Origin of the sequence: Nocardia tenerifensis NBRC 101015 (genome assembly GCF_000308715.1) — a bacterium.
GTDB classification, from domain to species: domain Bacteria; phylum Actinomycetota; class Actinomycetes; order Mycobacteriales; family Mycobacteriaceae; genus Nocardia; species Nocardia tenerifensis.
In genome coordinates this window covers 1-4,351 of the sequence record NZ_BAGH01000145.1, presented here as the reverse complement: position 1 = coordinate 4,351, position 4,351 = coordinate 1, and the positions used below count along the sequence as shown (strand labels likewise).

Below are 4,351 nucleotides of genomic sequence, written 5' to 3'. Positions count from 1 at the left end.
CGTGCTCATCGACCCGGACGGCGAGCAGGCGCTGACCGAGCTGTCGCGGCAGGTGGCCGGCCACGGCAGCGATCGCGCGTGGATCGGCGAGACCGAGCACCGGATCAAGCGCGCCGTCGCGGAAACCCTTCTCGCACCGGAGGTTCGGCGGCTTGTCGCGGCGATCAAGCGGGACGCGGGCGCGGACAGCTTCGACACCATGGCGCTGACCAACGCCACCATCGAGGTGCTCGCGTTCATGCCGGTGTACCGGGCCGACTACGCGCCGCTGGCCGGCATGATCGGGGCCGTCATCGCCGAGGTGGAGAAGCGCAACAGCGAGCTCACGGCGCCGCTGGCGGTGCTGGTCACCGCGCTCGCCTCCGACGGCGAGGCGGCGGTGCGGTTCAGCCAGGTGTGCGGCGCGGTCACCGCGAAGGCGGTGGAGGACACCATGTTCTACCAGGCCGCCCGGCTGGTCTCGCTGCAGGAGGTCGGCGGCAATCCGGCTCGATTCGCCCACTCGCTCAACGAGTTCCATCTCTCCAACAGCGACCGCGCGCAGCGCTGGCCCGCCACCATGACGACGCTGTCCACGCACGACACCAAGCGCGGCGAGGACGTGCGCGCCCGCATCGGCGTGCTCTCCCAGGCGGCCGACACGTGGGCGCAGTGCGTCGAGGCGTGGGAGGAGGCCGCGCCCGGACCGGACGGCGCGACCACACTGTTCCTGTTGCAGAACATGTTCGGCGTCTGGCCCGCCGACGGCCGCCCCGCGGCCTCGGTGCCCGGCCTGCGCGAGCGGCTGCACAAGTTCGCCGAGAAGTCGATCCGCGAGGCGGGCACCAAGTCTTCGTGGGAGGAGCCCGACGCCGAGTTCGAGTCCGCGGTGCACAGCTGGATCGACACGGTGATCGACGGGCCGGTCGGCTCCGAGCTCGGCGATCTCGTGCACGAGCTGGCGCCGCACGCGTGGTCGGACTCGTTGGCGCAGAAGCTGCTTCAGCTCTGCGGGCCCGGCATCCCGGACGTCTACCAGGGCTGCGAGTTGTGGGAGGACTCCCTCGTCGACCCGGACAACCGCCGCCCGGTGGATTTCGCGTTCCGCACCGGCATGCTGCAATCGCTCACCGGCACACCGGCTCTGGACACCACCGGGGCCGCGAAGATGTGGATCGTCGCGTACGCGCTGTGGCTGCGCCGGGAGCGCCCCGACTGCTTCGTCGGGGGCACCTACCTGCCGCTGTACGCCACCGGCGAGCAGGCGGGCAAGCTGGTGTCCTACGCCCGGGGCCGCTTCGGCGCGGCCCCGGAGGTGATCGTCGCGGCCACCCGGCACAGCGTCGCGCTCGCCGAAACCGGTTGGGGCGACACGACACTGGACCTGCCCCAGGGCACCTGGACGGACCGGCTCACCGGCCACACCTTCCAGGGCCGGGCCCGGCTGGAGAAGCTGTTCGGCCGCCTCCCGGTCGCGCTACTGGTGCGTTGAGACCGGGCTGACCTTCTCCAGCATCTCCTCCGGGAACATCCCGCCCAGCTGGGCGCGCCAGCGGCGCAGGTTGGGCGGCCGGTAGGTGGCGGCCTCGTTGACCAGCGAAGCCAGCCGGATGCCCTGCTCGTGACCGTTGGCCAGCCGCCGCCAGGAGTCGAGGTAGAACCGCGGGCTGCGCGGATTACGCAGGGTACGAAACACATTAAGCACGCGGTAGCCGACGCCGAGCGACGGATGCGGTTGCACGTGCCGCGTGCCCATGGCCCGGCAGGCCTTGGACAGCTCCTCGAGCCGGTCCCGGTCGAAGGCGAGCCCGACGGACTCGGCCTCGCGCACCATCCAGCGCAGGGTGATGTCGGAGAGACCGCACTCCTTGTAGCCGCCGCCGATATCGCTGTGCGCGCCCTCGAACCACACCTGCTTGACCCGCTGGAATCCCCTGCGGTACTTGACGTTCGGCTCGACCGGCACCTCCCAGAGGCACGGCTCGAAGTTGCGCCGCCGCTCATCGATGGCCAGCGCGTGGCGCGCGCAGTGCACGCTCGGGGCGAGCTTGACGTCGTGGAACCGGTACCGCAGCGAGGTCAGGCCGGGCACGCCGAGCGCGCCGACGGTGTCGAAGACGCCGAGGAAGTTGATCTTGGGACGGACCTTGTGGCAGTTGTCCCGGCGGAAGTCCTTCCACTCCTTGGGAATGGTGCCGTCCTTCGGCGGGACCTGCTGGTGGATCCGCAGGGCGTCCGGGTACTTGCCGTTGATCATGGCCTCGGGCGTCATGATCCCGATGCGGTCGATCAGGCCGGACAGGCTGCGGGCGGTGAACGCGCCGCGGCTGAACCCGAAGATGTAGATCTCGTCGCCCGGCTGCCAGTTCAGCGCCAGGTGCCAGTAGGCGGAGGACAGGTTCGCCTCGAGGCCGAGGCCGAAGGCGCCGCCGACCAGCCGATCGGACAGGAAGCCGCGGGCGCCGGGGCCCGATACGTAGGTGACCCACTGCGGGATCGTCTCGCCCAGCGGACCGGGCGCATCGTAGCGGATCGTCTGCGCAATCTTGATGATGTTCGATACGGTGCTGCTCGACTCCGCTTTCCACGTTCCGTCACAACATACGACCAGGCGTTTCATGGACCAAATCCTCCCGCCGGATTCCCGCTGAAACCCGCGTACTCGACTACTCGAATCATCGAGCGCGCGTAGGGCGGTGTTAATGAATCACGCCCATTTCAACAGGTAGAGCTCTCCGGTGAAAGTGAATTTTAGCCGCTCATAGCCATGTGGGATCGCCGAACACGGCGCCGGAATCGTCGACCTCGGGGGACTTGTAATCGACGTACGAATACTGCCGGAGCGTGACGGGTCCGGTACACGCATTCACCTTGATATGAAAATCGCGGAAGCTGAGCTGGATCAGCTTGCCGGGGATCATGTCCTTCTCCGCGATCTCGACCTCGCCGACCTCACCCGGCGCGAGAGTCAGAGTGGCGACCGGGTTCGGATTCACGCTCGGCAGCTGGCCGATGATGATGTCGGGCGTCGCGCCGAGGGTGCCCGCGCCGATGGTCACCGCGCAGCCGACGTGGTAGCCGATGCGCAGCTTGCCCCCCGATGCCCCCTCGACCTGGCCATAGGAGATGGAGCTGACCAGCGCCTCCCGGGTGGTCGCCATGAAATTCAAGGGCGGGATCCGGTAGATGTACTCCTCGCGGCTGCCGATGACGAACTTCCGCGCGCCGCCGCCGGGCGGCACGAACGACTTCTCGTGCGGCGGCATGCTGATAACCTCCGCATGGGCCGTCGGCGTAAGGGCAGTAACGAATGCGCACGCCAGGGCCGCACCCACCGCTGTCTGGATCGCCCTTTTCACAGTAGACGCCATAACCCCAGACCTTAGTAGCCATTCGCTATGTCCGACGTGCACGACACGACGAATCCGCGCGCCGACCGCGCCGCGAGCCAAGGCTGATCACACGTCCAGTAAACGGATACGGTGTGCACATGCTCCAGGGAAGACACGCCGAACAAGCGTATATCGATCGGCTTCTCGCGGCGGCCAGGGACGGCAGGAGCAGCGCGCTCGTGCTGCGCGGCGAACCGGGGATCGGAAAGACGGCGCTGCTGGATTACGCGGCGGCCGAAGGTCTTCCGACGGTGCGCAGCGCCGGCATCGAATCCGAGGCCGAATTGCCTTTCGCCGGACTGCATTTGCTGGTACGCCCGGGCATGGCGCTGCTCGACAGCCTGCCCGACCGGCAGCGCGCCGCGCTGCGCGGGGCTTTCGGTCTGGCACAACAGGATCCGGGCGATCGGATGCTCATCGGCCTGGCGGTGCTGTCCTTGCTCGCCGAGGAGGCGGCCGACGGACCGCTGCTGTGCCTCATCGACGACGCGCACTGGCTCGATCGCGCGACCGCGGAGACGCTGCTGTTCGCGGCGCGGCGACTCGACGCCGAGGGCGTCGTGATGATCTTCGCGACCCGCCAGGGCGCGGACGTCTTCCCCGCGCCGGGCCTGCCGGAGCTGATCGTGACGGGGCTGCCGCAGGAGGCGGCCGCCGCGCTCGTGGACAGCCGCGACCCCGACCTGTCGCCGGTGCTGCGCTACCGTTTGCTCAGCGAGGCGGGCGGCAATCCCCTGGCCCTGCGCGAGCTGCCCGCCGTGCTCGCGGCGGAAACGCCTGGGGCAGGGCCTAATCCGCTGCCGTTGACCCAGCGGCTCCAGGTCGCCTTCCACGGTCAGGCGAGCAGACTGCCCGCACGGACACGCCTGCTCCTGCTCGTCGCCGCGGCCGCGAGCAGCGCGGAACTCGCGACGGTGCTGCGCGCGAGCGCCGCGGTCGGCGCCGACCTGGCCGATTCTGGCGCCCGCCGAGGACGCCGG

At 69.2% G+C, this 4,351-nt stretch carries 4 protein-coding genes; 2 read left to right on the top strand and 2 right to left on the bottom strand.

The window, feature by feature from the left end; all coding sequences use genetic code 11:
- The coding region (locus tag ON39_RS11665) for a maltooligosyl trehalose synthase (protein ID WP_040733575.1) at window positions 1–1,471 on the top strand (1,471 nt) is incomplete at its 5' end.
- Here ON39_RS11665 and ON39_RS11660 read toward each other — a convergent pair.
- Window positions 1,457–2,599 carry a T6SS phospholipase effector Tle1-like catalytic domain-containing protein gene (locus ON39_RS11660; RefSeq protein WP_040733574.1) on the bottom strand — a complete coding sequence of 381 codons (1,143 nt, stop codon included), beginning with the start codon at window positions 2,597–2,599 and terminating at the stop codon, window positions 1,457–1,459. The genes ON39_RS11665 and ON39_RS11660 overlap by 15 nt on opposite strands.
- Before the next feature lie 139 nt (window positions 2,600–2,738).
- On the bottom strand, window positions 2,739–3,338 hold the full coding sequence (locus tag ON39_RS11655; RefSeq protein WP_246002998.1) for an MspA family porin: 600 nt from the start codon (window positions 3,336–3,338) through the stop codon (window positions 2,739–2,741).
- 131 nt (window positions 3,339–3,469) lie between these two features.
- On the opposite strand from ON39_RS11655, the gene ON39_RS11650 reads away from it, so the two are divergent.
- Window positions 3,470–4,351, top strand: an 882-nt coding sequence (locus ON39_RS11650) for an AAA family ATPase (protein WP_040733572.1), incomplete at its 3' end; no start/stop codon positions are given.